Origin of the sequence: Cyanobium sp. T1B-Tous (genome assembly GCF_024345475.1) — a bacterium.
In the GTDB taxonomy this organism is placed as follows: Bacteria; Cyanobacteriota; Cyanobacteriia; order PCC-6307; family Cyanobiaceae; genus Cyanobium_A.
Map to the genome: position 1 here is coordinate 26,637 of NZ_JAGQBE010000006.1, position 25,295 is coordinate 51,931.

32 protein-coding genes are annotated in these 25,295 nt (G+C 66.7%); 15 read left to right on the top strand and 17 right to left on the bottom strand.

What is annotated here, in order from left to right:
- Window position 1 precedes the first annotated feature (1 nt).
- Entirely contained in the window at window positions 2-1,849 is a 1,848-nt protein-coding gene (gene recQ / locus KBY71_RS02565) for a DNA helicase RecQ (RefSeq protein WP_254927429.1), read from the top strand.
- Here recQ and KBY71_RS02570 read toward each other — a convergent pair.
- Complete coding sequence (locus tag KBY71_RS02570) at window positions 1,819-2,001, bottom strand: hypothetical protein (RefSeq protein ID WP_190389475.1); 183 nt, start codon at window positions 1,999-2,001, stop codon at window positions 1,819-1,821. The two genes, recQ and KBY71_RS02570, sit on opposite strands and share 31 nt — an antisense overlap.
- Window positions 2,002-2,175: 174 nt before the next feature.
- Here KBY71_RS02570 and KBY71_RS02575 point away from each other — a divergent pair, with 174 nt between their 5' ends.
- Window positions 2,176-2,319 carry a chlorophyll a/b-binding protein gene (locus tag KBY71_RS02575; protein ID WP_254927430.1) on the top strand — a complete coding sequence of 48 codons (144 nt, stop codon included), beginning with the start codon at window positions 2,176-2,178 and terminating at the stop codon, window positions 2,317-2,319.
- Window positions 2,320-2,328: 9 nt separating this feature from the next.
- Here the strand turns inward: KBY71_RS02575 and KBY71_RS02580 are convergent, their stop codons facing one another.
- Entirely contained in the window at window positions 2,329-2,841 is a 513-nt protein-coding gene (locus tag KBY71_RS02580) for a TerB family tellurite resistance protein (RefSeq protein ID WP_254927431.1), read from the bottom strand.
- Window positions 2,842-3,184: 343 nt separating this feature from the next.
- On the opposite strand from KBY71_RS02580, the gene KBY71_RS02585 reads away from it, so the two are divergent.
- Window positions 3,185-3,400, top strand: coding sequence for a Nif11-like leader peptide family natural product precursor (locus KBY71_RS02585; RefSeq protein WP_254927432.1), 216 nt, complete (start codon window positions 3,185-3,187; stop codon window positions 3,398-3,400).
- On the opposite strand, the gene KBY71_RS02590 is transcribed toward KBY71_RS02585, so the two are convergent.
- Window positions 3,397-3,618, bottom strand: coding sequence for a DUF1830 domain-containing protein (locus tag KBY71_RS02590; RefSeq protein ID WP_254927433.1), 222 nt, complete (start codon window positions 3,616-3,618; stop codon window positions 3,397-3,399). The genes KBY71_RS02585 and KBY71_RS02590 overlap by 4 nt on opposite strands.
- Window positions 3,619-3,769: 151 nt before the next feature.
- On the opposite strand from KBY71_RS02590, the gene KBY71_RS02595 reads away from it, so the two are divergent.
- The 3 genes from KBY71_RS02595 (at window position 3,770) to KBY71_RS02605 (ending at window position 5,817) form a co-directional block, all read left to right on the top strand.
- Window positions 3,770-4,009 (top strand): DUF3136 domain-containing protein, encoded by a 240-nt coding sequence (locus KBY71_RS02595; RefSeq protein WP_254927434.1) that lies wholly within the window; start codon window positions 3,770-3,772, stop codon window positions 4,007-4,009.
- Window positions 4,010-4,228: 219 nt separating this feature from the next.
- Window positions 4,229-4,933, top strand: coding sequence for a hypothetical protein (locus KBY71_RS02600; RefSeq protein ID WP_254927435.1), 705 nt, complete (start codon window positions 4,229-4,231; stop codon window positions 4,931-4,933).
- A complete protein-coding gene (locus KBY71_RS02605) occupies window positions 4,930-5,817 on the top strand; it encodes a GNAT family N-acetyltransferase (protein WP_254927436.1) in 888 nt (295 codons plus the stop codon). Before KBY71_RS02600 ends, KBY71_RS02605 begins: the two co-directional genes overlap by 4 nt.
- Before the next feature lie 55 nt (window positions 5,818-5,872).
- Here the strand turns inward: KBY71_RS02605 and KBY71_RS15125 are convergent, their stop codons facing one another.
- A complete protein-coding gene (locus KBY71_RS15125) occupies window positions 5,873-6,991 on the bottom strand; it encodes an HD domain-containing phosphohydrolase (protein ID WP_254927437.1) in 1,119 nt (372 codons plus the stop codon).
- A gap of 89 nt (window positions 6,992-7,080) precedes the next feature.
- On the opposite strand from KBY71_RS15125, the gene KBY71_RS02615 reads away from it, so the two are divergent.
- Window positions 7,081-7,527: a tryptophan-rich sensory protein gene (locus KBY71_RS02615; protein ID WP_254927438.1), complete on the top strand. Its 447-nt coding sequence runs from the start codon at window positions 7,081-7,083 to the stop codon at window positions 7,525-7,527.
- Here KBY71_RS02615 and KBY71_RS02620 read toward each other — a convergent pair.
- The 8 genes from KBY71_RS02620 to KBY71_RS02655 form a co-directional block, all read right to left on the bottom strand.
- Window positions 7,517-8,116 carry a rhomboid family intramembrane serine protease gene (locus tag KBY71_RS02620; RefSeq protein ID WP_254927439.1) on the bottom strand — a complete coding sequence of 200 codons (600 nt, stop codon included), beginning with the start codon at window positions 8,114-8,116 and terminating at the stop codon, window positions 7,517-7,519. The genes KBY71_RS02615 and KBY71_RS02620 overlap by 11 nt on opposite strands.
- Entirely contained in the window at window positions 8,113-8,679 is a 567-nt protein-coding gene (locus KBY71_RS02625; protein WP_254927440.1) for a hypothetical protein, read from the bottom strand. Before KBY71_RS02625 ends, KBY71_RS02620 begins: the two co-directional genes overlap by 4 nt.
- A 12-nt stretch (window positions 8,680-8,691) precedes the next feature.
- A complete protein-coding gene (locus KBY71_RS02630; RefSeq protein ID WP_254927441.1) occupies window positions 8,692-9,270 on the bottom strand; it encodes a PCC domain-containing protein in 579 nt (192 codons plus the stop codon).
- 44 nt (window positions 9,271-9,314) lie between these two features.
- Window positions 9,315-9,980 (bottom strand): SDR family oxidoreductase, encoded by a 666-nt coding sequence (locus tag KBY71_RS02635; RefSeq protein WP_254927442.1) that lies wholly within the window; start codon window positions 9,978-9,980, stop codon window positions 9,315-9,317.
- Between the two features lie 49 nt (window positions 9,981-10,029).
- Entirely contained in the window at window positions 10,030-10,839 is an 810-nt protein-coding gene (locus KBY71_RS02640) for a prohibitin family protein (protein WP_254927443.1), read from the bottom strand.
- A gap of 26 nt (window positions 10,840-10,865) precedes the next feature.
- Window positions 10,866-11,948 (bottom strand): alanine/ornithine racemase family PLP-dependent enzyme, encoded by a 1,083-nt coding sequence (locus KBY71_RS02645; protein ID WP_254927444.1) that lies wholly within the window; start codon window positions 11,946-11,948, stop codon window positions 10,866-10,868.
- Complete coding sequence (locus KBY71_RS02650; RefSeq protein WP_254927445.1) at window positions 11,945-12,955, bottom strand: DUF1611 domain-containing protein; 1,011 nt, start codon at window positions 12,953-12,955, stop codon at window positions 11,945-11,947. The genes KBY71_RS02645 and KBY71_RS02650 overlap by 4 nt, the downstream gene beginning before the upstream one ends.
- A gap of 211 nt (window positions 12,956-13,166) precedes the next feature.
- Complete coding sequence (locus KBY71_RS02655) at window positions 13,167-14,192, bottom strand: diguanylate cyclase domain-containing protein (RefSeq protein ID WP_254927446.1); 1,026 nt, start codon at window positions 14,190-14,192, stop codon at window positions 13,167-13,169.
- Window positions 14,193-14,282: 90 nt separating this feature from the next.
- On the opposite strand from KBY71_RS02655, the gene KBY71_RS02660 reads away from it, so the two are divergent.
- Complete coding sequence (locus KBY71_RS02660) at window positions 14,283-14,615, top strand: 4a-hydroxytetrahydrobiopterin dehydratase (protein ID WP_254927447.1); 333 nt, start codon at window positions 14,283-14,285, stop codon at window positions 14,613-14,615.
- A gap of 2 nt (window positions 14,616-14,617) precedes the next feature.
- Here the strand turns inward: KBY71_RS02660 and KBY71_RS02665 are convergent, their stop codons facing one another.
- Window positions 14,618-15,478, bottom strand: coding sequence for a galactose mutarotase (locus KBY71_RS02665; protein ID WP_254927448.1), 861 nt, complete (start codon window positions 15,476-15,478; stop codon window positions 14,618-14,620).
- A 194-nt stretch (window positions 15,479-15,672) separates the two neighbouring features.
- On the opposite strand from KBY71_RS02665, the gene KBY71_RS02670 reads away from it, so the two are divergent.
- Together KBY71_RS02670 and KBY71_RS02675 are read left to right on the top strand one after the other, a co-directional pair.
- Window positions 15,673-15,813, top strand: a complete 141-nt coding sequence (locus KBY71_RS02670) for a hypothetical protein (RefSeq protein WP_254927449.1) — start codon at window positions 15,673-15,675, stop codon at window positions 15,811-15,813.
- A gap of 87 nt (window positions 15,814-15,900) precedes the next feature.
- Window positions 15,901-16,104 (top strand): hypothetical protein, encoded by a 204-nt coding sequence (locus KBY71_RS02675; RefSeq protein ID WP_254927450.1) that lies wholly within the window; start codon window positions 15,901-15,903, stop codon window positions 16,102-16,104.
- A 67-nt stretch (window positions 16,105-16,171) separates the two neighbouring features.
- Here the strand turns inward: KBY71_RS02675 and KBY71_RS02680 are convergent, their stop codons facing one another.
- Window positions 16,172-17,113 (bottom strand): lytic transglycosylase domain-containing protein, encoded by a 942-nt coding sequence (locus KBY71_RS02680; RefSeq protein ID WP_254927451.1) that lies wholly within the window; start codon window positions 17,111-17,113, stop codon window positions 16,172-16,174.
- Window positions 17,114-17,116: 3 nt separating this feature from the next.
- Complete coding sequence (locus KBY71_RS02685) at window positions 17,117-17,272, bottom strand: hypothetical protein (RefSeq protein ID WP_254927452.1); 156 nt, start codon at window positions 17,270-17,272, stop codon at window positions 17,117-17,119.
- A gap of 304 nt (window positions 17,273-17,576) precedes the next feature.
- Between KBY71_RS02685 and KBY71_RS02690 the strand changes: the two genes are divergently transcribed.
- A complete protein-coding gene (locus KBY71_RS02690; protein ID WP_254927453.1) occupies window positions 17,577-18,683 on the top strand; it encodes a DUF4912 domain-containing protein in 1,107 nt (368 codons plus the stop codon).
- 17 nt (window positions 18,684-18,700) lie between these two features.
- Here KBY71_RS02690 and leuS read toward each other — a convergent pair whose 3' ends face one another.
- On the bottom strand, window positions 18,701-21,358 hold the full coding sequence (gene leuS / locus KBY71_RS02695; RefSeq protein WP_254927470.1) for a leucine--tRNA ligase: 2,658 nt from the start codon (window positions 21,356-21,358) through the stop codon (window positions 18,701-18,703).
- A 19-nt stretch (window positions 21,359-21,377) separates the two neighbouring features.
- Window positions 21,378-21,617 carry an Hfq-related RNA-binding protein gene (locus KBY71_RS02700; protein ID WP_190389497.1) on the bottom strand — a complete coding sequence of 80 codons (240 nt, stop codon included), beginning with the start codon at window positions 21,615-21,617 and terminating at the stop codon, window positions 21,378-21,380.
- A 76-nt stretch (window positions 21,618-21,693) separates the two neighbouring features.
- On the opposite strand from KBY71_RS02700, the gene dapF reads away from it, so the two are divergent.
- From dapF to KBY71_RS02720, 4 genes are all read left to right on the top strand, one after another.
- Complete coding sequence (dapF, locus tag KBY71_RS02705; RefSeq protein ID WP_396095058.1) at window positions 21,694-22,788, top strand: diaminopimelate epimerase; 1,095 nt, start codon at window positions 21,694-21,696, stop codon at window positions 22,786-22,788.
- The gene (locus KBY71_RS02710) at window positions 22,788-23,957 is read left to right on the top strand and encodes a cysteine desulfurase family protein (protein ID WP_254927455.1); all 1,170 of its coding nucleotides are present in this window, start codon (window positions 22,788-22,790) and stop codon (window positions 23,955-23,957) included. Before dapF ends, KBY71_RS02710 begins: the two co-directional genes overlap by 1 nt.
- Window positions 23,958-23,982: 25 nt before the next feature.
- Entirely contained in the window at window positions 23,983-24,675 is a 693-nt protein-coding gene (locus tag KBY71_RS02715) for a DUF1995 family protein (RefSeq protein ID WP_254927456.1), read from the top strand.
- An 80-nt stretch (window positions 24,676-24,755) separates the two neighbouring features.
- Window positions 24,756-25,295: a DUF4330 domain-containing protein gene (locus KBY71_RS02720; RefSeq protein WP_254927457.1), complete on the top strand. Its 540-nt coding sequence runs from the start codon at window positions 24,756-24,758 to the stop codon at window positions 25,293-25,295.

Genomic DNA, 25,295 nt, shown 5'->3' on the forward strand with positions numbered 1-25,295 from the left:
CGTGCCCACGCTCCCGGCTCCCGAGCAGGTCCTGCGGGAGGTCTTTGGCTACGGGGAGTTTCGGGGTCCGCAACAGGAGATCGTCGCCCACGTGGTGGCCGGGGGCTCAGCCCTGGTTCTGATGCCAACCGGGGGTGGCAAGTCGCTTTGCTATCAGATTCCGGCCCTCTGCCGGCCTGGCACCGGGGTGGTGATCTCGCCCCTGATTGCCCTGATGCAGGACCAGGTGGAAGCGCTGCGTCAGGCCGGTGTGCGGGCGGCTGGCCTCCATTCCGGTTGTTCCGCCGGCGAGACGGCGGCCACTTGGCGGGCTCTGGAGTCGAGCCAGCTGGATCTCCTCTATCTCTCCCCGGAGCGCCTGTTGTCCCCAGGCACCTTGGATCGACTCGCGCAGCTGCCGATCGCCCTGTTCGCCATTGATGAAGCCCACTGCGTCTCGCAATGGGGGCACGATTTCCGTCCGGAGTACCTGCAGCTGTCGGTGCTGGCGGACCGCTTTGCCGGTGTGCCTCGCCTAGCCCTCACCGCCACCGCCGACCCGCGCACCCGGGAGGAGATCCGGGCGCGGCTGCAGCTGGAGCAAGGCCGACTCTTCCTGGCCAGCTTCGATCGCCCCAACATTCGCTACCTGCTGCGCGACAAGGACGACGTGCGGCTGCAGCTTCTGGCTCTGTTGGCCGAGCATCGTGGCGACGCCGGCATTGTCTATGCCCGCTCCCGCAGCCGGGTGGATCGCCTCTGCCGTGAGTTGCAGGCTGCTGGCTACGACGCGGTGGCCTACCACGCGGGGCTGGACGGCGCCGTGCGGCGATCGGCACTGGAGCGCTTCCGCCGTGAGAGCGGCGTGATTGTTGTGGCCACCATTGCCTTCGGCATGGGGATCGACAAGCCGGACGTGCGCTTTGTGGCCCATGTGGACCTGCCCAAAAGCCTGGAGGCCTACTACCAGGAAACGGGCCGGGCCGGTCGCGATGGGCTGCCGGCCGTGGCCTGGATGGCCCATGGGGCCGGCGATCTGCCCCAGCTGCGCCGTTTCATTGACGACTCCGATGCCGACCCCAGCCAGAAGCGGATCGAACACGGCAAGCTCGACGCCCTGATCGCCTTCACGGAAGCCCCGCTCTGTCGCCGGCAGGTGTTGCTCAGCCACTTCGGTGAATCCCTGCCGTCCCCCTGCGGCAACTGTGATCTTTGCCTCGATCCCTCCACGGCCCAGGACGTGACCGACGCTGCGCGCAAGGCCCTCTCTGCGGTTTTCCGCTGTGACAGTCGCTTCGGTGCCGCCCATCTCACCGATGTGTTGCTCGGCGCCGACACCGCCAAGATCCGGGAGCTGGGCCACAGCCGCCTCAGCGTGTATGGCATCGGCCAGGAACTGGATCGGGGCCAGTGGCGCAGCCTGTTTCGTCAGTTAGTGGCCCGGAACCTGCTGCGGGCCGATCCGGAGCGATTCGGTGCCCTGGCCTTCGGTGACGATGTTCGGCTCAAGGCCCTGTTGCGGGGGGAGGAGCGGTTGGAACTGCGCCTGCCCCCACCCCGCCGGGAGCGCCGGCGGGAGGGTGTCGCCGCTAGGGGGGCCTCAGTGGCGCTGGATGCTGCGGATTCGCCCCTGTTGCAGCACCTCAAGGACTGGCGCCGTGAGCAAGCGCGTCTCCAAGGCGTGCCGCCCTATGTGGTGTTCCACGACCGCACCCTGGTGGAGGTGGTGGTGCGCCGACCCAGTTGCCTCGAGGAGCTTGGCCAGATCAGCGGCGTGGGCCAGGCCAAGCTTGAGCGCTACGGCCCTGGCCTGCTCCAAAGCCTGCAGGCGTTCCAGGCTCAGGCTTTGGGCAGCCGGCAACCGAGCTGAATCACCCCTTGGTCGAGCAGGCGACCCAAGCGCAGGGCCGTGGCCTCTTCGACGCGGTTGAAGTCCCCCTGATGACGGGTGAGCCAGCTCAACTCGGCTGGGGCAATCACGCCGGTGCTGAGGGCTTCGAGAAACACGGTTCCAACGGACATGGTGGAGCGGTGCGGCTTGGCAGAAGTTTGCTGCGTGAATCCGCCAGTGACCGGAGCTCAGTGTTTCGTAACACAGCGAACCTCCGGCAGATGGGGCGCAAAGGCATCAGGGGCTACATCCAGGCCCTTTACCCACCGTTACAATGTGATGAAGTTTCACAAAGGCTTCCACCCATGGCTGACTCCTCTTCCCGCTTTGGTTTCGTGGCATTCGCCGAAACCTGGAATGGCCGGTTGGCCATGCTCGGCTTCGTGATCGGCCTCGGCACCGAGTTGCTCACCGGCCAGGGCATTCTTGGCCAGATCGGCCTCGGCTGATCCCCGGGCTCAGAGCCACTGCATCCCCGGTGTCTCGAGCATTTCTGTGGTGGGCCAGGCTCCGAGTCCCGAGAGGGCTGCTCCGAGCATGGCCCACACCCCCCTCCCGCTGGCCAGGTCCTGTTCGGCGGCCCACTCGGCCTCCTGCACCTGGGTCTCGCTGAGGCCCAGGCCGTCCACCAACCGGCGATACACGGCCTTCTCCTGGGCGTTGATCGGAGAAGCGTCCTCGGGACGCTGACTCACCCTGGCCATCATGTTGGCCAGTTTTAGGGCCAGAACCCTGTCTTCTTCACTGTCGAGGCCCCGGATCGCGTCCTCCAACACGGTGTTGTCCAGGCTCCAGGCAGCCAGTTGACGGGCCGCTTCCTCGGTGGGGCTGGATCCTTCGCTCCCCGGGAAGTACTGGGCCACCAGCTTCTCCAGCAGGTGTTTTTCCTGCGCCGACACGTCCCCATCGGCCCAGGCCACGCAGCAGACGATCCGGAGTAGGTCGAGCTGACGATCGCGTTCACGGGTCATGGACGGTGCCGTTGGTGGTGCCCCCCATTGTGGTGGCCATGTCCTCAACGGATTTGCTTGGGGAGAGGGAGCCTGAGCCTGCGAATCACCCCCGGATGGGGGCAGACACGGGCATCAGGCCCACCGATGATGGAACCAAGGGCGAGGGGAGAGGAACCATGACCAGTGCCAACAGGACCAGCGCCAACACACGGATGGCTGCTAGCTGCTTGGGACGGACCTGTCTGAAGTGGCAGGCTGACGGCGAATTGACTCCCCTCGATCTGCGGTTGGTTCTCGAGCGGCTCGCCCAGGTCGATCAGGATGCAACGGTTCTGCTGGATCGAACCGTCGACAACCTGCCATGTCCATCGATCAGTTGAAGGCCTTTCTGGGGCGTGTTCAGGATGATGCTTCGCTGCGCCTGGCCGTTCAGGCGGCAGCCACGGCCGACGATGTGGCCCAGATCGGCGCTGGATTGGGGTACGAATTTTCCGGTGACGAGCTGCTGCGTCTCTCGGGTCAGCGGGTGGGTCGGGTCACGGTGACCAAGCAGGACCTCCCTGGCGAGTACAACTAGGTTCCCAGGCTCTGCACCAGGCTGCCGGCGTCGAAGCGTTCCAGCAATTCAGCTCCGCCGAGACCATGGGTCCAAAGCTCCACGTCGGCGTCGATGGGTGCTTGAAAGCACCAGTCTTCGAACGGAAAAATCACCTTTTCCAGGAAGTAGGCCTCGGCTCCGATGCAGCGCAGAATCACCAGCCGCTCACTGCTATTGCGGTAGTGGCAGGTTTCCATCGCGCCGGACGGGGGGAGACCCAGTGACCTTGTGCCATGGCCTGTCCAGCTTCTGTGCCGGTGCACACCGTTTCCGGGATTGTCCCCAGCAGGGGGCAGCGTGCTGCAGCCCCTCCAGCCGAAGCTAGGCCTCGCCCACGGATCGGCTGCCATGTCATCCACCACGTTCACCACCCAGCTTTCGATTGGAGAACTGGAGGCCAACTACTCCCTGTACTGCCAGGCCCTGCGAATCCTGGCCCGTGAAGGCGCAACGGTGACCAAGGTGAAGCGCACCGTGTGCTGGAGCCGTCTCGAGACCCTCCATCAGTGCTTGCCCCGCCAGTACAAGGACCCGGAGATCCTGTATTTCCGCCTCTGCCGTGACCTGCAGACCGTCACCCCTGCCTGAGGGAGGGCGGGGGCCAGCCTCCACCCCATCGGTGGACTCCCAGTCGCCAATGAGATGGTCTACGGATGGAGTCTTGTTGGAGAACGGATTCAAGATCAAGCTCCCCCAGCCTGCTTTCGGCCAGCGCCCTCTGCCAGCTGATCGCCAACGCGTCGGGCTGAGCAGGGCCCGGCCAAGGCTGCCCAGGCTGGCTAGAGAAGGGGCAGTGAACCTGTGCCCATGACGCTGAACACACGAGCCGTGGTTTGCACGGCTGCTCTGCTGGGGCTGATGGGTGCGGGCCCCCTGCTGGAGGTTGCCCAGGCCCGACCCCGGGCTGGAGGGGGCATGGGTGGACCGGCCTCCGGGGCTGGGGTTCGTCCCGGTGCCGGGTGGGGCGCTCCGGGTGCGGGGATGACGCGGGGGCCTGGCGTGGCCGCACCCGGTGTCGGTGCCCCGGGAGCCGGTGTGCGCCCGGGAGTGGGCCTGGGAGCGCCTGGTGCCGGCCTGACCCGGGCCCCCGGGGTGTCCGCCTGGAATCCAGGCTGGGCCAGGCGTGGCTACTGGCCCTCCCGCACCTGGGCTACGGGGTGGTATCGCGCGTACCCCGCCGCCTGGCCCTGGTGGCGCACCAGTTCCGTGGCCTGGGGTGTCACCGGACTGGCCACCGCTGCCGCCATCACCAGCGCCGTGGATGCTGCGGCTGATCAGCAGTCGACGGTGATCGTTGTGCCCCAGACCAGCGTCCAGCTGGATTACGGCTCGATTCAGGCCCTCCCTCCCAATGGTGTGCAATTCGCCTACAGCGTGGCCGGCATGCCCTATGGGACGGCCACCAGTGACTGCAAGCAGGGGTTGCTCAACGGCCAGGCACCGATGACGGCAGACCAGGCCCAGGTGCTCAACGCCAGCTGTCAGATCGCCTACGGCTCCGTTGGAGGGTGACAGGGCCCTCCCTGCTGCGCATCCGCACGTTGGAGAAAGCCGACCTGCCGACGGTGATTGGCTGGGCTCGGGCCGAACGGTTCGCTCCCGGCATCGGAGACGTGGCCATCTATCGCCATACCGATCGCCAGGGACTCTGGGTGGGCTGCCTCGGCGGTCGCCCCATCGGCTGTATCGCCGGTGTGCGTTACAACGCTGCCTATGGATTCATCGGCCTGTTCCTGGTGGAGCCGGAGCAGCGGGGCCAGGGCTATGGCCGCCAGCTCTGGGCCCAGGCCCTCGATCACCTGAGTGATCTGGCCTGCATCGGCATCGAGGCCGCCCCGGATCGGGTTGCCGACTATGCCGGGTGGGGGTTTGAAGCCGCCTCGCCAACCCGCCGTTGGCAGAGGGTTGGCGCAGCTGGGGACGACACCTGCCTGGAGGGCTTGCCCGAGGGGTTGGCGTTGATCGAAGGGGAGGCCATTCCGCAGCAGGCCGTGCAGGCCTATGACGCCATGCGTGAGCCCAGCCCACGCCCCCACTTCCTGGCCGATTGGCTCGGCCATCCCGCCGGCACGGTGCTGGCCCTGCTCGATGCGAATGGGGCCTGCCATGGCTTTGGTCGGATCCGGCCCTGTCTGTTGCAGCCGGGGGAGGGATGGCGCATCGGACCCTTGCTGGCGGACAGCCCGGCCCTCGCCCAGCTCCTGATCACTGCTCTGCTGCAACGCCATCCTGGCGTTGTGCTGATGGATGCACCAGGCGCCAATCCCCAGGCGGATCCACTGCTGCAGCGGCTTGGTTTTGTCGTCGTGGGAGAAACCCTGCGGATGTATCGGGGCACGGCTCCCACCGTGTCCCTTCGGGATGTGTATGGATTGGCGTGTCTGGAGCTGGGCTGAACGGCGATGCCTGGCGGCCCGGTTCTGCGGGGCTCCAGGTGGATCACGAATCGGGTTAGCGGGTGCGAATGGCGTTCACGTCGTCCGGGTGGCGCTTCAAGGCCGCCACGCAATCGGCGTCAATCTTGCCGATCTGCACCAGCCGTTCAAGCTCGGCAATCGCCGCCTCCAGGGGCCAGGGTTCCTTGTAGGGGCGGTGGGTGGTGAGAGCGTCGAAGATATCGGCCACGCTAATGATCCGGGCCTCGAGGGGAATCTGATCCCGCTTCAAACCCTTGGGATAGCCGGATCCATCCAGGCATTCATGGTGGCTGGCCACGACATTCACCATCATGGCCGAGTCGGGCAGCTCTTCGAGCCCGAATTCGCCGATCAGCCGATCCAGCACGTCGATCCCTTTTTGAACGTGGGTGTCCATGATCTGGCGCTCATCGGGATCGAGGCGCCCTGGCTTGAGCAGCACGCTGTCGGGAATGCCGATTTTGCCGATGTCATGCAGCGGGGCGAACAGGAACAGGTGCTCGATGAATTCGTCGCTTAAGTGATGACTGGTGGCCAGATCCTTGGCGATTAAGCGGGCGTAGTGGGCCATCCGTTCGAGGTGGCTGCCGGTTTCGAAATCCCGAAGGTTGGCGAATTCCCGGGCAACCTGGGCCGAGGCCGTAATTGAACGAACCACATTGAGTTCGCTCGAGATGGTCATGTTGATGAGTTTTGAATACAGGGAGAGATTGCGCTGAACCTCTGGGGTGAAGGCCCCGGGTTGGCGGGAGTCGTAGAAGAGGAAACCAATGAATTGATGGTGATCAAAGAGCGGTACGGTGAGCGATGACCGATATCCCTCCTTCAGCAGCCAAACCGAATGGAGAGAGTTGGCATGGACGGCCGCCGGAATGTCATCCAGCACGCGTACCGTGCCCTGTTCGGCGAGGTTGCTCAGCGACTTGCTGTCAGACAGTCGAAATTCGTAGCCGCTGATGGCAACGCCTTCCCGGGTGCTGCTGACGAAGGTTTTGAGCAGGTCTTCCTGTCGCTCATACAGCACACAGGCGATGCGATCGACAACTGGAAAGCTCTCCAGTAATTGACTATGCAGTTGCCTGAGCCGTCCATTCAGTTGATCTCCAACCTCGCCAACGGTGAGTGCTTCGGTGTTGGGCTGATCAGGAGTCACAGTGATGCTTAAGCCTGGCTACATCCTAGGTGGGCCTCCCAGGTCTGGCCGCGACAAGGCAGGCTGGAGCTCTTCCCGCTCGCTGTGCCGTGCTGGCCGCCCTGGTGATTCTGTTGGTGATGGCGCTGGTGGTTGCAGGCCTGAATCCCGGTCGGGCCGATCTGGCCTGGTTCATGCGGCTGCGGCGACCCCGCTGGTTGGTGTTCGAAGGATGGATTCCAGCGATCTGGCTGGTGATCTACGGCTGCTTTTTCGTGTCGGCCTGGCTCACCTGGCAGTCCTCCTGGAGTGGGGTGCTGATGGTGGGGTATCTGGTGCAGCTGCTGCTGGTGCAGAGCTACACCCTGCTGATCTGCCGCAGTCGCAGCCTGGGCAAAGGCACCGCGATCGGGTTTGCGGGCTGGGTGTGGGGAATCGCCCTCACCATGGCGGTGGTGATGCAAAGGCCCGCCGCTGCGGCCCTGCTGGTGCCCTACCTGGTGTGGGGCCCGGTGGGCACCTGGGTGACCTGGCAGATGCGTCAGCTCAACCGTTGATGTTGGGCCCCCGGTAGGGATCCCGGGCCACGGCCAGGGCCGCCAGTAGCCCGCCGCCAAAGCCACTGACGTGGCCGATCCAGCTGACGCCCGGCGGCGAGAAGATCGGCAGCAGGCTGGGGAGCACGCCGGCATAGGTCACCAGGGCCAGCCCCGAGAGCAGCATCGACAGGGGGCGTTTCTCCAGCCAGCCGATCAGCAGGAGGTAGCCCAGCAGCCCGTACACCACCCCGGACAGGCCATGGCTGCCCGTGGGCCAGAGCAGCCACACCGGAATGGCTGTGGCGTACACCCCCAGCCACACCGCCAGATAGTCCCGTCGCCCCCGCAGCAGCACCAGCCAGGAGAGGGGCAGGAAGGTGAGCGAATTGGCGAGCAGGTGGCCGAACCCCCCATGGCTGAAGGGTGCGGTCAGCACGCCCAGGAAGGATCCACCTGGGGTCATGGCCAGGTTCCAGCGGCCGCCGAAGAGGAGCTGATCCACCAGCTCCTGCAGCCAGGGCAGCACCAGGATCAGGGGCGGGATCAACAGGGTGCGCCCGGCTCGGGCCAGCCAGCGATCCAGGCGTTGGGGCAGGGATCTGGTCACGCGACGGGGGTGATGCTGCAGCGCAGCATGGCAAGGGCCTCATCGGGAAGGCCGAGAAAGCGATCCAGCCACCGGTCACCGCTGGGGGGCACCATCGCCACCCCCACCAACAGCGCACCCCCGTCGTCTCCGAGGGGCTGGCCCACGGCACTGTGGCGCTGGCCCTGCACCAGGCCCGTACCCAGCTGGGTATCAATCACGAGATCAGGGGCTTGGTAAAGGCCGGCGAGGCGGAAGCGAAAGCGGGCCTGGAAGCGCAACGTCACCTCGCCGGTGGTGGCATGGAGCCGGCCTGCCAGCTGGGTTGGAGCGATGGTGATGGAGAGGCCAGGGGGCAGGGGCAGCCCCAAAATCCTGGTGGTCTGCCAGGTGAGTGCAGGGATGCAGAGGCCTTCGGCCGGAAACACCAACGCCTGATCGTTGCCGCCTTCTGGGGCGTCCAGCCCACCCATACCGCCGCCGCCGCGGGCGTCGTATCGGAACTGGGGATAGCGACCGATGGCCAGGGCGCAATCGGCGCCGGTCTGGAGCTGGAGCCTGGTGGGGACAGGACCGCTGTTCACGGGGAAGGCCAATCAGTAGCCGCGCAGCTGGTCGAGCTCCCCACGGCTGTGCAGTTCAGCGAGGGCGTCGTAGCCGCCGATGGCCACCCCATCAATGAACAGTTGGGGCACGGACTCCCCGCCACTGGGTTCGAGTTCAACGAAGGGAATCCCCAGGGTGCGCAGCATGCGCAAGGCCCGCCGGGTGTAGGGACAGCCCGGGAGTCCGGCAATTTCCACCCGGGGTACCCCGGGCTGGGCAGTCTGGGCGGGGCTGGGTTCGGCATCGGTCAGCAGACCGACGAGCAGATCGGCCCCCCGCAGCACCAGGGTGCCGTATTCGAGGTGCCCCCCCCACACCTGGCACTGGCCATCGGAGAAGCTCAGGTGGAGGTGCACCCCTTCCGGCGCCAGGGTGCCCTGCAGGGTGATGATTTCAAGCTCTCCGCTGAGCAGCGTGGGTGCTGCCTGGCCCGGGCAGGCGAAGGCCGCCTGCGACAGGTTCCCCACCACGCTCAGCACAAAGCCACCGGCGTTTTGGGTCAGGGCCAGCTGCTCGAGGCTGCGGCGCACGTCGCTGCCGGCATCAAGGTGGAGCGGCAGGGCGCGCATCGCTGGGGCTGAAGCTCGCGGCAGGTTACGCCGGCCAAGGCTGGTCACCAGGGCAGCACCTCGCCGTTGGCATGCCAGAAGGTGCCCGAGCTCTCCAGCGTGAGGGCATCGATGCGCTGGAGCAGTCCGCAGACCGCCTCCTCCGGGCTGATGCCCTGGGAATTGAAGTTCACCATGCGGGTGCGCACCAGGCCTGGGTGCAGGATCGCCACGGCGATGCCCCGGGGCCGCAGGTCAATCGCCAGCGATCGGCCCGCCATGTTGAGCGCCACCTTCGACATCCGGTAGCCGTAGGAGCCGCCGGAGCTGTTGTCGTCGATGGATCCCATGCGGCTGGTCATCAAAATCAACTTGGATCCGGCCTGCAGCTGGCCCAGAAGAGCCTGGGTGAGCCGCAGGGGTCCCAGGGCATTCACCTCAAACTGGCGGCGCATGCTGGCGAGATCCAGCCGCTCGAGGCTGGTGGATTCCAGGAGTCCGGCGTTGTGGATCAGCCCATCGATCGGTCGTCCGTCGAGCCGCGCTACCAGGTTGGCGATCGACTCCCCAGCGGTGATGTCCACGCCGGATTCCAGGCGAACACCCAACGCCTCGAGCTCCGGTGATGGCTGCCGACACACGGCGATCACCTGCTCCCCCCGGGCCTGCAGCTGGCGGCAGTACTCCAGACCGATGCCCCGGTTGGAGCCCGTGACAAGGAAGGTCTTCAAGGCAGCACGATCGGCAGGACGCGCCGTTCATTGTCTCTGCCGTTGTCCGTCAGCGTCGGCCGTTGACGATCACGGACTGGCCGCTGCCCGGGGCGGAACCCGGCAGGGCGGGAACCACGGAGGTCTGGCCGTCCCACTTGTCGAGGAAGAGCTTGTAGAGCACCTGGTCGTCGAGGCTGGTGTTCAGCGTCTCGTAGCGCTTGGCTTCCTGTTCGGCGATCAGAACCTCGGTTTGGGCCCGCAACAGCTGCTGCTCGGCGATCTGCTTCTGCTCGATGGCGGCACGGTATTCCTCGGCAATTTGCAGGCCGGTGAGGTCGAGGCCCTGCACGGTGACGTAGTCGAATTTGCGCAGTTCTTCGGCCACCTTCTCCTGCACCAGCTCGGAGATGGAGTTCCACTCCGTGGCAATCGTGACCAGTTCATATTGCGAGAACACCGATTTGAGGGCCTTCAGCAGGGACGGCTGGATCACCCGTGGATAGATCTGCTGATCGTCTGTGGCGATGGTTTCGTAGATGCGGCCCGCTTCGGCCGGTTTCATCGCGTACTTCACCGTGGCCGTGGCCTGGATCACCTGCAGATCCTTGGTGAGGGTGGAGAACTGCTCCGGTCGCACCTGGGTGCGCACGTCAAACAGGGAGGTGTTCTGCACCAGGGGCGCCTTGATGTTGGCGCCGGGATTGCGGGGAACGCCGGTGACTTTGCCGAGGGTGGTGACCACGGCCACGTTGCCGGCTGGAACGATGAATACGGTTTGGCTCAGCAGGATCGCCAGCCCGACCACGACGGCAACGATCAGGCTGAGGGCGGCTCCCGGCCCCTCTGGACTGGCGGTGGAGCGAAGGGGCGACTGCATCGGGGAACCCGGTCCAATCGTCAACCCTAGGAACGGTCGTGGATCAAACAACGGCTCACAAAGGGTGACGTCATCGCGCGCAGCAGGGCGCTGTAGCTCAAGCCAAAGCGCAGTTCATCGCCCACCTGGGGTGGCGTGCCGCAGGATCCGATCACGAGGTGGTCACTGGAGGCCCCCCGGATTACCACCCCCTCAGGCGGGCTCAGTCCTGCCGGGTCCACATCCTGTTCGCCGACGGCCACCAGGGCTCTCAGTTCGCCGGCGTGTGCTCCTGGCGCCTGGGGACGAGCCCTCTGGCTTGAGAAGCTCGTGCGGCGACGCTGCCCCCAGGGGTGGCTGGGTTTGGTCTTGGCCTCGATCACCTCCGTCACCAGGGTGATGGCATCGGTGTGCAGCCCGGGGATGGCCGTGCCTCCAAGGGGCTCCCGGCCCAGCAGCAGGGCCTCCCCCAGGCGCAGATGGTTGACCCGGCCCGGCTCACCCCCCGCGGCCAACCAGGGAAGGTTGGCGGAATTTCCCCCGGAGCACCAGGGCAGATGCACCAAGAAGCGGCGCTCCAGGGCTGTGGCCAGGCGGGAGAGCTCCGCCATGTTGCTCGCATCGGGGGCCACGCCGTGTTGGCAGCCCAGGTTGGTGCCGATTCCCATCAGTTTCAGGTTGGGAAGGGCCAGCGTCAACTGGGCCACGGCCTCCAGATCGGCAGCCAGGATTCCCTCCCGCAGATCCCCGAGTTCCACCATCAACACAACCCCATGGCGCACCCCCTGGCGTGCAGCCGTTCGGGCCAGGGCCTCCAGCACCACCGGTTCGCTGTTGCAGCTGATCGCCGCGTGGGCCACCACCCGCTCCACCTGGCTGAGCATGGGTGCCCGAATCAGCAGCATCGGCACCGTCACGCCGCTGGCGGCCAAGGCTTCGATGGACTCGATGCGGGATTCCCCGATCGAGCCGATTCCTGCGGCCACCCAGGTCCGCACGATGTCGGTGTCGCCCAGGGTGGCCTTGCTCACCCCCGTTACCTCGATCCCCTGCTGGCCGAGGCGCTCCACCAGGACTTGGGCGTTGTGCCGCAGCCGCTCGAGATGAATCTCGAGGCGCGGTGCGCTCAAGCCACACCGCGTCGTTGGCCGCTGAGTTCGGGAAAGGCTCGCAGCACCATGGTCACCAGGCGGGAGGCCGGTCGGCTGACCGCATCGGTGACGGGGATGGCGAGCTCTGCCTCATAGAGCGCGATGGCGGCGGTCAGTTCGGCGTCATCCATTCCCTCATGGTTGATCGTCAAGCCGATCACCCGGGTGGGGGCGAAGGCCTCGATCAGGCGGATCTCACTGGTGGGGGTGGGCATGGCAACAAAGGGGAAATCACTCAGATTCCGCCGGGCGGGGGCGTGTTGGAGGATCACCGCCTGGGGCTGGCTGCCGCGCAGGATGAAGGCCGAGGAGAGGTAGGCGGGATGGCTGAGCGCCCCCTGCCCCTCAATCACGATCACGGCCGGATGCTGGCTCTCGAACGCCTCCACCACCGCTCCCTCGACCGCTCCGGAGCAGAACTGGGAGGGGATGGCATCGAGGGGGATGCCGAAGCGTCCACCCTGGATCAGGCCGGTCTGACCGGTGTTCACCAGCACGGCGTGGATGCCATGGTCCTGGAGGGCCTTCACCAGCAGGGTGGCCGTGGTGCGTTTGCCGATCGCTCCATCGGTGCCGAGCACGGCGATGCGCAGGCAGTTCGCCCTGGCAATCGATCCATCAAACAGCCGTAAATCCTTCAAGGCAGCGGGACGACGGACGTCCCGGATCCACACCTGCTGTCGTTGGGCCACTGCCGCGAACTCGGCGTCGTCGCCGAGAAATTCGCGCATGCCACTCACTAGGTTGAGCCCTGAGGCCATCGCCTCCAGCAGGGCCTGGCGGTCTTCAGGGCGGAACAGACCGTTGGCTGGAGCCATCCCGTAGATGAAGGTGTCGGCGCGCACTCCGGCCAGGGCCAGGGCGGCCGCCAGATCGGTCACGATCGGAATGCCATTGGCAACCCCATCGAGCACCATCCCCGCATCCAGGCCCGCACTGTGGCTATCCACCACGGCACGGATCTCAAAGGCATCGCAGTGACGCACCAGCCCGTGGGCGGTTTTGCCATCGAGTCCGCTGAAATGCCCTTCGCAGTGAACGATCGCAACCCGGCGCTGGACTGTGGACAGCCGACTGAGTGCCGGGGACAGGTCAGAGACCTGCGTTGAAAATGTCAAAGAGGCCAGACCTCGTCGGCCGCGCAACGTTGGACGGCGCAGACGTCAGAAGCACAGAGGTGGCCGCTGAATGGCGTGGTTAATCCATGCTAGGTGGCATATCTGGATCGAGGGGATCGGCCAGCAGCTCGGCGATCTGGTTGTGGCCGTTGCCCTGGGCCAGAAACAGGGCCCGCTCCGCCCGCAACAGCAGATCGTGAATGCCGGCATCCCCTGGTGCCAGGAGGGTGAGCCCCCCGCTGATGTGGAGCCGGTGGCCACTGCCCCTGAACACGCCACCCAGCTCGGCGATGCCGCAGCGAATCGCTTCAGCCCGCTCCATGGCCCCTTCCGCGTTGGCATCCACCATCAACAGGGCGAACTCCTGGTCGCCGATCTGGCCGATCAGGTCTTTGGGACAGAGCTGGGAGCGGAGCAGCTCGGCCACATCCTGGAGGGCCCGGTCCGAGGCTTCCTGCCCCCATCGGTTTCGGATCTGGCTGAAGTGGTCGATCTCGATCGCCAGGAGTGCCAGGTTGGCGCTGGCCGTCCGAGCGCGCTCCAGCTCCGGCTTCGCCTGCTCCAGGAAGCTGATCCGGTTGGCGAACCCGGTGATCGGCTGGACCGTGGCCAGGCGGCGGAGTTCGAGTTCGCGCAGCACCAGCTGGGCCAGGTCTTCGAGCAGTTTCACCTGGTTGGCACTGAAATGCCTTGGCAGTCGATCGATCACACAGAGCGTGCCGAGGTTGTGGCCCTCCCGGCTCTGCAGGGGTGTACCGGCGTAAAAACAGACCTTGGGGTCGCCGGTGACCAGGGGATTGGTGCAGAAGCGGGGGTCCTGCCGCGCATCGGGCACCACCAGGGTTTCGTCACTGGCAATGGCATGGGCGCAGAAAGCCATCTCCCGTGGCGTTTCCGTGGCCTCGAGGCCATGGCGGGCGAGGAACCACTGCCGATCGCGATCCACCAGGGAAATCAGGGCGATCGGGGTCTCCAACACGGTGGAGGCCAGCTGGACCAGCCGGCTGAAGTGCTCATCCTCCGGTTGATCGAGCACGCCCTGACGCTCCAGGTCACGCTGGCGCTGGACCTCGTTCGGCAGGATCGGATAGTCGGGGTACGGCACTGAGGCATCCCGATGATCTCCAGCCTAGGAACGCCCTGGTGCTGCGTCTCGGCGGCGCCATGATTCGATCACGACCTGCGCCAGGCCACCATGAGCCTCTCCAAGGAAACCTGCATCCCCTGCCGGGATGGGGCACCCACCCTCAGCGCTGCCGAGCTGGCCGCCCTGTTGCCTGAATTGCCGGGTTGGGAAGTGGTTGGCGGCCACCACCTGCGCAAGGCTTGGACCTTCCCCGACTTTCAGCAGGCCCTGGATTGGCTGAACGGGGCTGGGGCCATCTGTGAGGCCGAGGGCCACCATGCGGAGTTCAGCTTGGGCTGGGGCCATGCCGAGGCCGTGATCTACACCCACAAGGTGGATGGACTCACCCGCGCCGATGCGGTTTTGGCGGCCAAGTTTGATGGGCTTCCGGCTGGGGGCTAGGCCTACCCCGTTGCCAGGGTCCTGACCCGGTAGCGCGTTTCCAACAGGCAGCTGGCTCCAGGGTCCAGCTCCAGCTTGTGGTCGCCGCTGATCAGGGCCTGGCGCGGTCCGCTCCAGGGCTCCAGGCACACCATGCGGCGGGGTGGTTCGGTCCAGATCACCGCCAGGTCCATCGGCGCACTCAACTCAAGCTCCAGGCTGATGCCGGCCTCCGGGTCCACCAGCCGCACATGGCCCTCCGGTCGCACCAGCAGGTCTACGCCGTCATTGAGCCTGGCCATCTGGGAGGCCGTGGAGGTCTCCGCCATGGAGAGGTGATTGAGGCACTGATCCGGCAGGCCTTCGAACCGGGCGGAGTTGAGGTTGGTGAGGTTGAAGTAAGGGTGCAAGCCGAAGCTGAAGGGCATGGGATCGGCGCTCCGGTTGTGCACGGTGGTGCGGATCCCCAGGGCCCCCGCTTCCAGGCGCAGTTCCATGCGCAGCAGGAAGGCGAAGGGGTAGGCGGCCCGACTGGTTGGGTCGTCGTTGAGTTCCAGGGCGATTCCCTGGCCGTCGTCCAAGGCGCTCAGCTGCCAGGGCATCTGGCGGGCAAAGCCGTGCTGCCCCAGGTTGAAGTTGCCCTGGGGGAGCGGCAGGGTGTTGTTCGGCAGGCCCCCGCAGATTGGGAACAGCACCGGCACCCCTCCCCGGACTGACTGGGCCGGGTCGAGGAAGCGCTCGAGGTCGAGGTAGAGGATCTCCCGCCCATCACAACGCCAGCCGGTCACCAGTCCGCCACGCTCGGGAACGACCCGCAGCTGGTCTCCCTCAGCGTTGCTGAATTCCCAGTGGGGGTAGGGAGTGGAGCGATAGTCCAGCGTCATCAGCCGCAGGCAGGGGTGCGGGAATTTAGGCCGTGTTCCTCGCGAAAGGCCCGAACGCCTTCACACAATCTTCCATTGAAAACCTGGTGCCGCTGTCTCGGCCACAGCGGCTTTCTCCATAGGGTTCGCAAAACCGACGTCCCACCATGTCAGCTCCGGAGGAAAGTCATCCCAACGCAGCGATTGGTTCGGAGATGTTCGAGCCCCGCAGCCTGGAATGGCAGGACAACGGTGAACTGGCCGCCACCGAGGTGTTTGAGCTGGTGAAACGTCTGCGGGCGGTTGAAACCGGGGAGCACGTCAACGAGCTCTGGAGACTGAGCCAGAAGGCCTGAACGCCCTTGCCGTTGGGCGCGGCCTCGGTTTGATGGCGTCAGGCCCACGCCCCTTTGGCCCCATTCGCCATGACCAATGCTCCAGCGATGCCTGAAAGTCCTGCCATGGCGGAATGGCGGCATCGGGGCTGCAGCGTGCGGCTGATCCGCCGTTGTGCCGCCGCCGAGGCCTACCGGATCCACCACTGCAGTGGGGTGCCCATGGGCACGGCCGCCAGCCTGGAGGAGGCCCGCAGCCTGATTGATGAGCACGTTGAGCTGTTGCGTCAGCGGCTGGTTGCCGCGGCCTGAATTGGTGCGATTGGCCCGATCCGATTGATCCGGCGGGTTCGGCCCCTTGGAGTAGGGCTTGGGGCGCTCAGGGTTGGCTTGGGCGACTGGCCGGCATGCGGTCCAGATAGGTGTTGACGGCAAGGGGTTGGGTTTGGTGATATCCCTGTGGCAGCCATAGGTCGCCAGCACTGGTGGTGATGTGAATCTCCCAGTGGTAGAGCCCCCGATAGGCACGGGGATCCTCTTTCAGCAGCTGGGCGTACTGCAGCACCGCTTCGCCGTAATGCCAGCTGTTGTTGTAGCCCCAGAGCCCGCGGCGGATGTCCCGCAGGCCGCCCCGCCGCACCAGATACCGAGCTGCAGCAGCGATGGCATCCTGGGGGGCACGGATGTCGCCCTGGCCGATGCCAGGTTCGGCCCAGGTGGTGGGAAGGAACTGCATCGGTCCCTGGGCGTTGGCAACGGAGATGCCATCGATTCGGCCCATCCCCGTTTCCACGAGATTCACGGCGGCCAGCACCTCCCAGGGGATTCCGGTGGCGGCGGCGGCCTTGCGGTAATGGCGCAGCAGAAGCTCGGCCGGCTCCGGGGCAATGATCCGCCAGGCAGGCACCGCACTGATCGGTCGGCCCCGATGCATGGCCAGAAAGGCCCGTCGTGCGGCCAGGTGCCGGTCGAAGACCCTGCGCCACTGTTCTGGCAAAGACGCCCGCACCTGGCGGGCGAGCTCGGGGTGGCGGCTGAGCCGGCGATAGATCACCTGTTGCTGATGCCCGAGCTGGGGCAGCAGCGGCTCGGGGGTGTCGCTCGCCCTGAGCGCTGATTCCACCTCGCTCAGCAGGCGGGCGATGGCGGCGGCGGTGGTTGGGACCAGGGGGTAGTGCCGGCCATCAGCACTGCGGGGGAGCTGCGGCTGGGGGAGGGGCGCCCGGACATCCGTGGCCAGACATCCGGTTCCGCAGAGCAGCAGGGCCCCCCAGGCGAGCAGGGCAAGGCTGGTGGTGCGCAGGCTGGCCGGGATCACCATGGCTCAAGGCCCAACGCTCACCAGCCGGCGGCGTTGCAGTTCCAGCTGGAAGGCATGGCTGAGGGCATCCCCCCTCCGCCACCGTTGGATCCCCTGCCAGAGGGACTGCAACCGCCAGCCCAGCCAGAGCAGGCACAGCACCAGTCCCAGCCAACGCATGGTTCAGCCTTGCAATCCATCCGGTTTAAGGATGAATTCCTGCTCTGGCGAGGGGCGGCCCAGCCACTGACACAGATCTGCAGGAAGCGTTTCCCAGCCCACGGAGCATGGTTTGCTCCCGCTGACAGCGGAATGGCCGCATGGTCTTCCCTCTCTCGTCCTGGCCTCACAGGGCTCTCCCCGTTCGTTGTGGGCAACCTCGGGCGGTCCGATCCCCGCGGGACGTGGCGATCCCCTGACAGAACCCGAAATCCTGGACTGAGAACGACAGGATTGCTCCAGTTTTTACCGGAAAGCTTTCGTCATGACCACGTCAGGTTTTCCGATGTCGGACGAGGGGAACACCAACGACCTGACGCTGCGTCAGCTGCGGGAACTGGCCAGCAACCTCGGGATCGGCCGCTACAGCCGCATGCTCAAGGACCAATTGGTCCGCGCGATCGATCGCCAATCCGATGCTGCCCCCGAGTCGGTAGAGCAGTCCACTGACCTGCGGGCGCTGGAAGCGGAGATGCTCCCGGCCCCCCGACCCTCGGCCCAGACCTCGGTGGTGTTCCTGCCCCGCGATCCCCAGTGGGCCTATGTGTTCTGGGAGCTGTCCGATGCCGATCGGCGCCAGGCGATGGCTGATGGGGCCAGCCAATTGGTGCTGCGGGTGGCCGACGTGACGGGTCTCGGTGGCGGAGCGGCCCACCAGCACACCATGCAGGAAGTGGTGGTCAACAGCCACGCCACAGAGTGGTACCTCCCCGTTCCCCTCAGCGACCGTGACTACCGCGTCGAGCTGGGCTATCGGCTTGGTGCCGGCGGCTGGCGCTCCCTGGCTTTCTCGGCCGTGGCTCGGGTTCCGGCCCTGCACCCCAGTGAGCAGATCCTCGACCAGTTCGTTCCCTTCTCCCTGGAAGCACCGGCTGCCGCGGCGGCGGCGGTCGCGGCCGTCCCCCAAGCTGCTCCCGGCATCCACGAGCGGGTTTACCAGGCCGCCACGTCCACCTTCCGTGCCGTTGGACGCGGTTCCGAGGCCTTCCATGAAGTGGACGCTTCCGGTGACCATTCCCACGGCCTGAATGCTTCAGGCGTGGGCCTTTGGGCCAGCGGCCGCCAGGAATCCGGTGTCGGTGGCGTGGCCTCCCGCCAGCGTTCCTTCTGGCTGGTGGCTGATGCGGAGCTGATCGTGTATGGCGCCACCGACCCGGCGGCCACCCTGCGCATTGGGGACGAGGTGGTGCCCCTGGCCGAGGACGGCACCTTCCGCCTGCAAGTGCCGTTCCGCGATGGTCAACAGCTGTATCCGATCACGGCTGTGGCCGCCGATGGGGAGCAGCGCCGCCACATCACCCTCGAATTTGCCCGCACCACCCCTGATGCCCATGTCAACAGTGCCGAGGAGGCCGTAGCCGAGTGGTTCTGAGGGGGCCTCGGCTCCCTTCAGGGCACCAAGTTGACGAGTTTGCCGGGCACCACAATCACCCGGCTCGGGGCCTTGCCCTCCAGCCACTTGGCCGCGATGTCGCTGGCCAGGGCCAACTGCTCCAGGGTGGCCTTGTCCGCATCGGCGGGGACCTCGAGGTTGCCGCGTACCTTGCCCTTCACCTGGATCACCAGGGGGATCGTGTCGCGCACCAGGGCTGTGGCATCGGCGCTCGGCCAGACCTGCTCATGCACGCTGGTGTGGCCATCGGCATTGCCGCCTGCCCGCAGCCAGAGCTCTTCGGCCAAGTGCGGCGCAAACGGGGCTAAAAGCACCAACAGGGTGCGCAGGGCTTCGCTGGCCACGGGCGCTGAAGCTCCAGGCAGGTGTTCGCCCATGGCGTTGCTGAGTTTCATCAACTCGGACACAGCCGTATTGAACTGGTAGTCGCCGTCCAGGTCTTCGCTGATGGCGGTGATCGCGGTGTGCACCGCACGACGTAGGGCTTGGTCTTCTGGGTTCTGGGGGGAGGGCCTGGTCGTGGCGTCCCGGGGGGCCAGCACCAGACCGCCTGCCACGGCCCCATCCACCAGGCGCCAGAGGCGCTGCAGGAAGCGGAACTGGCCCTCCACATCGGCGTCGTCCCACTCCAGGTCCTTTTCGGGCGGAGCCTTGAACAGGATGAACATGCGGGCCGTGTCGGCACCGTATTTGTCGATCACCACGGCTGGGTCGACGCCGTTGTGCTTCGACTTCGACATCTTTTCGTAGAACGTCTCCAGCGGCTCGCCGCTGAGCGGGTCCCGCGGATCACTGGGGTCGGCGACATCGGCGGGGGCGATGTATTTGCCGGAATGGGGGTTCTTGTAGGTGATGCCCTGCACCATGCCCTGGGTGAGCAGGCGGGTGAAGGGTTCATCGAAGCCCAGCAGACCGCGGTCGCGCAGCACCTTGGTGAAGAAGCGCGAGTAGAGCAGGTGCAGGATCGCGTGCTCGATACCGCCCACGTATTGATCCACCGGCAGCCAGGAATCGACCGCCTCACGGGTGAAGGGAAGGGCGGTGTTCTTGGGATCGCTGTAACGCAGGTAGTACCAGCTGGAGCACATGAAGGTGTCCATGGTGTCGGTCTCCCGTCGGGCCGGCTGACCGCAGCAGGGGCAGTCCACGCGCCACCAGCTCTCCAGCTGGGCCAGAGGCGACCCGCCCTTGCCCACCAGGTTGGCGCCCTGGGGCAATTCCACCGGCAGCTGTGCGGCCGGCACCGGCACCACGCCACAACTCTCGCAGTGGATCACCGGGATCGGGCAGCCCCAGTAGCGCTGGCGGGAGATCAACCAATCGCGCAGGCGGTAGGTGATGCGGGCCTGGCCCCAGCCCTCCTGCTCGGCCGCTGCTGTGATGGCCTGCTTGGCCTCTCGGCTGGACAGGCCATCGAAGCGCCCGGAGTGAATCAGCACGCCGGCTTCGGTCCAGGCTCCGCCCTCGTAGGCGTGCTCATCACTGCCCTCGGGGATGATCACCTGGCGCACCGGCAGTTCGTACTGGCGGGCGAACACGAAGTCGCGCTGGTCGTGGGCCGGCACCCCCATGACGGCGCCGGTGCCGTAGTCGGCCAGCACGTAGTCGGCAATCCATAGGGGGATCAGCTCGCCGTTGGCGGGGTTGCGCACGTGGGCACCGATGGGCACGCCGCGTTTGGGCTTGTCATCGGCGGTGCGTTCCTGCTCGCTCTGGCGGCTCACCAGATCGCAGAAGGCCTCCACGTGAATGGCCTGCTCCGCCGTACTGAGGGAGGTGACCAGGGGATGTTCGGGGGCCAGCACCACGTAGCTGGCGCCAAAAATCGTGTCGGGCCGGGTGGTGAACACCGTGATGCCCTGGGCGGTGTCGTGGCCCTCGGCATCGACCACCGGGAAGGTGAGCTCGGCACCGGTGCTGCGGCCAATCCAGTTGGCCTGCATGGTGCGCACCCGCTCTGGCCAGCCCTCCAGCTTGGGCAGGTCGTCGAGCAGCTGGTCGGCGTAGGCGGTGATCTTCAGGAACCATTGGCGCAGCTTGCGCTTTTCCACCAGGGCGCCCGAGCGCCAGGAGCGTCCCTCACTGTCCACCTGTTCATTGGCGAGCACCGTCTGATCGATCGGGTCCCAGTTCACCGTGGCGTCTTTCTGGTAGGCCAGGCCGGCTTCCAGGAACTGCAGGAACAGCCACTGGGTCCAGCGGTAGTAATCGGCGTGGCAGGTGGCCACCTCCCGGTCCCAGTCGATCGACAGCCCCAGCCGTTGCAGCTGGGCGCGCATGGACGCGATGTTCTGATCCGTCCACACCCCAGGATCGATTCCCCGTTCGATCGCCGCGTTTTCCGCGGGTAACCCAAAGGCATCCCAGCCCATGGGGTGCAGCACCTGCTTGCCGCGCATGCGCTGCACCCGGGCGACGACGTCGGTGATGACGTAGTTGCGCACATGGCCCATGTGCAGGTTCCCCGAGGGATAGGGGAACATCGACAGGGCGTAATAGCGGTTGCCGGCGGCCGAATCTTGCCCGGGGGGGGTGCGGTGCTGCCCGGTGACCGTCCACTGGGCCTGCCAGCGGGCTTCAAGCGCCTGGGGTTGGTAGCGGGGGGCGTCGCTCACGGCAGCCAGGGCTGGATCAGAGCTGTGATCGTGCCACAGCCCTCTGGGAAGGGGGTGCTCAGCCCAGGGCGCGGATCGTGCTCGCCGCGGCGCGACTGATCAGGGTGAGGGGCCGTCCTTCGTCCTGGCTCAGGGCCAGGTAGTGGATGTCTTGCCAGTGGAGGGTGCCTTCCAGTTCCCCCACCCCAGACACCTGAATGGCCACGGGCGTTCGGTGGCGGATCAGGTCTTGGAGGTGGCGGATGCTCGGCTGGGACGTATCGAGGGCGGTTGTCCGCTTCTCGAAAAAGCTCTGCATAGGATTTGCACGTGGCTGCGCTCGCCCCATCGTGCTCCAGTTCAGCAAATATCAAGGCCTGGGAAACGATTTCCTCATGCTTGATGGCCGGAGTGCCGCCATCGGCGATGACGACATGGGGCTGACCCAGGAGCGCATTCAGCGGTTGTGTGACCGGCGCTTTGGCGTGGGTGGAGATGGGGTGATCCTGGCCCTGCCCCCCCGGGAGGGCGGCGAGCTGCGGATGCGGATCTTCAACGCCGATGGCAGCGAACCGGAAATGTGCGGCAACGGCATCCGCTGTCTGGCTCGTTTTCTGGCGGATAGCGATGGCGATGGGCCGGGCCGGCAGTGGCAGATCGAAACCCTGGCGGGGCGCATCGTGCCCGAGCTCCAGGCCGATGGCACCATCCGGGTGGATATGGGGGCACCCTTCCTGGAGCCCGCCACCATCCCCACCACCTTGGCCGTTGGCGAGGCGGGTTTGCCCCAGGGCCAGCTGGAGGCTGCGGGCATCAGCTTTGCGGTCGGTGCTGCCGGGATGGGCAATCCCCACGTGGTGATCCCGGTGGACGACGTGGCGGCCATCGATCTGGAGGGCTGCGGTGCCGCCCTGGAAGTGGATCCCGCGTTCCCCGCTCGCACCAACGTCCACTTCGTCCAGGCCCTGAGCCCGACCCACCTGGTGATGCGGGTCTGGGAGCGGGGCGCCGGCCCCACGCTGGCCTGCGGCACCGGCGCCTGCGCCACGTTGGTGGTGGCCCATCGGTTCGGATTGGCCGAGCGACGGGCCCGGATTGATCTACCCGGCGGCCCCCTGGAGATCGACTGGGACCCTGCCAGCGACCACCTGTTCATGACCGGTCCCGCCGTTGCGGTGTTTGACGGGGTGGTGACGCCCGAGCTCTGGGGCGATGACCCCGCTGGCGACTCCCCGGACAGTCGAATCGAGCTGGTGTCCCCAGCCCAGGCTCCTGACGGCGTTCCCGGCGCCGCGGCTTCCGTGGATTGCGCCAGCGTCTGCGTCAACGGCTGCATCCGGCCTGAGGCCTGCCCCTCGGCAGAGGCCCGCGCCCGGGTGCAGGCGCTGCTGAACAACAGCTCCCTGGACGACCTCGTGGCCCTGGCCACCGAATCCCTCGAAACGCGCACCAGGGCTCGCTTCGAGCGAACCATGCCCCCAGGCGGCTAATGGCATCTCCGGCCCTGGCGACCTATTTCGACACCAGCGCCACCACGCCGCCGTCCGAGGCCGTGCTCCGCGCGATGGCGGAGGTCCAGTCCACGGCCTGGGCTAACCCCTCCAGCCTGCACGGGCCCGGGTTGGCCGCTGCCGAACAGCTGGAGCGCTCGCGGCAGACCCTGGCGATGCTCCTGGGCTGTGACGCCGAGGAGCTGGTGGTGACCTCCGGCGGCACCGAGGCCATCCATCTGGCCCTACTCGGAGCCGCAGCCACGCTTCAGCCCGGCCGCCTGCTGATCTCCGCGGTTGAGCATCCCGCCACCCAGGCGGCCGCCAGCCGCCTCGCGGAGCGGGGGTGGCAGGTGCAGATCCTTCCGGTGGACTGCCAGGGGCTGCTGGATCTCCACGCCCTCGACGCCCTGCTCGCCCCACCCACCCGGCTCGTGTCCCTGATCTGGGGCCAGAACGAGGTGGGCAGCCTGCAACCGATCGAGGCCATTGGCAGCCGTTGCCGGGCATCCGGCGTGCTGCTGCATGTCGATGCGGTTCAGGTGCTGGGGCACCGTCCCCTCCAGTTCCGCGATCTTCCCGTGGACCTGCTCAGCGGTGCGGCCCACAAGCTGCAGGGCCCCCGGGGCGTGGGTGTGTTGCTGGTGCGCGCCGGTGTGCCCCTCCAGGGCCAGCTCGGGGGCGGTGGGCAGGAGGGCGGGCGCCGGGCCGGGACGGAACCGGTGGCCCTGCTGGCCGGATTCGCCAAGGCCCTGGAGCTGGCCAGACAGTTGCCCTCGACGGCCCGACTGCGCGATCCGCTGCTGGATCAGCTGCTGGCCATCCCGGGGATTCGGCTCACCGGTCCTGCCCCGGGCCCTCAGCGCCTGCCCCATCACATCAGCTTGTTGGTGGCTGGGCCGGATGGCCAGCCCCTCTCCGGACGTTGGCTGGTGGCTGAGATGGCACGCCAGGGCTTTGCCATCAGCAGTGGCTCGGCCTGCAGCAGCAGTGGTTCGGCGGCCAGCCCCGTGCTGCTGGCGATGGGTTGCAGCGAAGCTGAAGCCAGCAGTGGCGTGCGCATCAGCCTGGGCCCCTGGCATACCCCCGCCGACGGCATGGCCCTGGTGGCGGCCTTGACACGCACCCTGGATCGGCTGCGCGAGGTCCCGGTCGAGACCACTCGTTAGCGTCAGCCGGTTAGATCCCGCCCTGATGCTTCCCCCCGATCTGCGCAGCGCTGAGGCCGAAGCCCTGGTGGCGATCCAGGCCGCCCTGGCTGCAGGGGCCAAGGGGCTCTGGTCTGTGGAACTGCGCTTTGAGGGACTGCGTCTGTTGCCGGTGGCCCTGCGCCTGCAGGCGGCGCTGGCCCCAACGGTGGCTGGCCTGCGTCTGCTGTGTGCCGATGCCGGGGCCACGGCCCTGGCCCAGCGGGATGCTCCGGAGGCGGCGTCCCAAATTGCCAGCCTCCGGGATCAGATGCGCTTGCAGCAGGCCGACGGCGGCAGCGAGGGCGTGCTGCTGCTGCTGGCTCCCTCCCCGTCCGACTACGAGGAGGTGGAGCAGGTTTGTGCCCTGCATCGCGGGGCTGTGGTGCTGCTCAACGGCAATCTGGAAGATGCCGCCGTGGGCATCGGCAGTGTGGCCCGCCAACGCCGCAAGGGATTTCTGTCCGGATGGCAGAGCGCCTATGCCCTGATCCCCACGGGCGATGGTGCCCTGCGGCGGGCCTGCCCTGGTGCCTGGGAGCTCTATCGCCGCGATCCGGATGGCTTTCGCTTTGTGAGCCAGTTCGACCACAAACCCGATGCCGAGGAGCAGGCCCTGGCCCTGGCCGGTGGGGCCGGTCTGGGATTGGGCGGCAATCTCAAGGTGATGGACGCCTTCATCGAGGGTCTGCGCAACTAGCCCCGGGCCTGGCCGCCGCCGCTTGCCCTGGTGGGAGTGGGCGAACCTCCGTAAACTTCGCCGAACCTCCGAGTTGTTCGATGGCTGCCCAGAGCGACCCCACCCCCGCCCGCGACGGCCGCTCCTGGAGCCTGGTGGATCTCGGTGCCGCCGCCGCCGTTGGTCTTGCCCTCGCGGGGGTGATCTGGAGCCCCAAGCTCAGTGGTGCCGTGGCCAGTGCCACGGGTGCCCTGATCCCCGTCACGGTGCTGGTGGATGTCCGCGGTGTGGCGGTGGCCGATCCCGCCGGCCTGATTCAGGCCGCCCAGAAGGAGGGCAAGGTCGCCATCGTGATTCGCAACCAGCCCCACGGTTCGGTGGCGGTGAAGCAGGTGTTGCCCCTGCAACGCAAATTGGTGGCCGTCCAGCCGAATGGCTCGGTCGTGTCGGCTGTGGATCCCAACCAAGCCACCCTGGGCACGCTCGACGCCCGCTTTGTGCTCCAGGGTCAGGGCCGGCGGAGTGGGGGGGGCGTGGTGTTCGGCAACCAAAACCTCAAAATCGGAGCGCCAGTCGAGATCGAGGGGGAGCAATACCGCATTGGCGGCACCGTGAGTGGCCTGCAACTGGGAGGCCAGTGA

Excerpts from the sequence above, each read along its gene's own strand:
- KBY71_RS02570 (WP_190389475.1), bottom strand. The coding sequence starts at position 2,001 with ATGTCCGTTGGAACCGTGTTTCTCGAAGCCCTCAGCACCGGCGTGATT.
- KBY71_RS02575 (WP_254927430.1), top strand. The coding sequence starts at position 2,176 with ATGGCTGACTCCTCTTCCCGCTTTGGTTTCGTGGCATTCGCCGAAACC.
- KBY71_RS02580 (WP_254927431.1), bottom strand. The coding sequence starts at position 2,841 with ATGACCCGTGAACGCGATCGTCAGCTCGACCTACTCCGGATCGTCTGC.
- KBY71_RS02585 (WP_254927432.1), top strand. The coding sequence starts at position 3,185 with ATGTCCATCGATCAGTTGAAGGCCTTTCTGGGGCGTGTTCAGGATGAT.
- KBY71_RS02590 (WP_254927433.1), bottom strand. The coding sequence starts at position 3,618 with ATGGAAACCTGCCACTACCGCAATAGCAGTGAGCGGCTGGTGATTCTG.
- KBY71_RS02595 (WP_254927434.1), top strand. The coding sequence starts at position 3,770 with ATGTCATCCACCACGTTCACCACCCAGCTTTCGATTGGAGAACTGGAG.
- KBY71_RS02600 (WP_254927435.1), top strand. The coding sequence starts at position 4,229 with ATGACGCTGAACACACGAGCCGTGGTTTGCACGGCTGCTCTGCTGGGG.
- KBY71_RS02630 (WP_254927441.1), bottom strand. The coding sequence starts at position 9,270 with ATGCGCGCCCTGCCGCTCCACCTTGATGCCGGCAGCGACGTGCGCCGC.
- KBY71_RS02640 (WP_254927443.1), bottom strand. The coding sequence starts at position 10,839 with ATGCAGTCGCCCCTTCGCTCCACCGCCAGTCCAGAGGGGCCGGGAGCC.
- KBY71_RS02660 (WP_254927447.1), top strand. The coding sequence starts at position 14,283 with ATGAGCCTCTCCAAGGAAACCTGCATCCCCTGCCGGGATGGGGCACCC.
- KBY71_RS02665 (WP_254927448.1), bottom strand. The coding sequence starts at position 15,478 with ATGACGCTGGACTATCGCTCCACTCCCTACCCCCACTGGGAATTCAGC.
- KBY71_RS02670 (WP_254927449.1), top strand. The coding sequence starts at position 15,673 with ATGTTCGAGCCCCGCAGCCTGGAATGGCAGGACAACGGTGAACTGGCC.
- KBY71_RS02675 (WP_254927450.1), top strand. The coding sequence starts at position 15,901 with ATGCCTGAAAGTCCTGCCATGGCGGAATGGCGGCATCGGGGCTGCAGC.
- KBY71_RS02680 (WP_254927451.1), bottom strand. The coding sequence starts at position 17,113 with ATGGTGATCCCGGCCAGCCTGCGCACCACCAGCCTTGCCCTGCTCGCC.
- KBY71_RS02685 (WP_254927452.1), bottom strand. The coding sequence starts at position 17,272 with ATGCGTTGGCTGGGACTGGTGCTGTGCCTGCTCTGGCTGGGCTGGCGG.
- KBY71_RS02690 (WP_254927453.1), top strand. The coding sequence starts at position 17,577 with ATGACCACGTCAGGTTTTCCGATGTCGGACGAGGGGAACACCAACGAC.
- KBY71_RS02700 (WP_190389497.1), bottom strand. The coding sequence starts at position 21,617 with ATGCAGAGCTTTTTCGAGAAGCGGACAACCGCCCTCGATACGTCCCAG.
- dapF (WP_396095058.1), top strand. The coding sequence starts at position 21,694 with ATGCTTGATGGCCGGAGTGCCGCCATCGGCGATGACGACATGGGGCTG.
- KBY71_RS02710 (WP_254927455.1), top strand. The coding sequence starts at position 22,788 with ATGGCATCTCCGGCCCTGGCGACCTATTTCGACACCAGCGCCACCACG.
- KBY71_RS02715 (WP_254927456.1), top strand. The coding sequence starts at position 23,983 with ATGCTTCCCCCCGATCTGCGCAGCGCTGAGGCCGAAGCCCTGGTGGCG.
- KBY71_RS02720 (WP_254927457.1), top strand. The coding sequence starts at position 24,756 with ATGGCTGCCCAGAGCGACCCCACCCCCGCCCGCGACGGCCGCTCCTGG.